The 638-nt window shown below is 65.8% G+C and carries 1 pseudogene; it reads right to left on the bottom strand.

What is annotated here, in order from left to right:
- Positions 1-638 (bottom strand): annotated as a pseudogene (locus RB628_RS41120) (ricin-type beta-trefoil lectin domain protein); the annotation flags it as partial.

Here is a 638-nt window from a genome sequence, read left to right as displayed (position 1 = left end):
CCATCTGGCCGGGGTCGGTCAGGTGGTAGCGGTGGGCGTACTCGTTGAGGTTGATGGTGATCGGGGAGGTGATCCCCGCGGCGGTCTCCACCGCGCGGTAGGCGTTGACGGTGCTGCGGACGGCCGCCGGGCTGCCCAGGGTGTGCCAGGTCACGACGTCGGGCAGGCAGTTGTTGGCCTTGCAGTAGGTGAGGAAGCCTCTGAGGGAGGAGTCGGTGTAGCTGGAGGTGTTGGGCCCTGCCAGCCGCGCCTCGGGCCAGATGCCCTTGATGAAGTCGTGGGTCTGGCGCCACTCGGCGTTGAAGTTGGCCAGCGCGGTCGAGTTGGAGCGCATGCCGCTGAACCAGTTCAGGTCCGGCTCGTTGTAGGGGAGGAAGACGATGTTGCTCGCGTAGGGGCTGGCCATCGCCTGCTCGACCTGGGTCCTCATGGCTGCCTGGAAGGCGGCGTAGCTTTCCCGTTCGTACGCGCCCGTGCGGTACACGTCCGTCATGTAGATCATGACGTCCCTGCCGCCGCTGTCCACGAAGGGCTTGGCGATCTCCAGCGCGTCCGAGCCGGGGTGCTGCTGTCCGTCCTGGTACTTGGTGTTGGTGGTCTGGACTCCCATCCCCTCGATGAGGTTGTTCGTCGGTACT

This window comes from Streptomyces sp. ADMS (assembly GCF_033441795.1).
Classification (GTDB): domain Bacteria; phylum Actinomycetota; class Actinomycetes; order Streptomycetales; family Streptomycetaceae; genus Streptomyces.
This window is presented reverse-complemented; position numbering and strand designations above follow the sequence as displayed.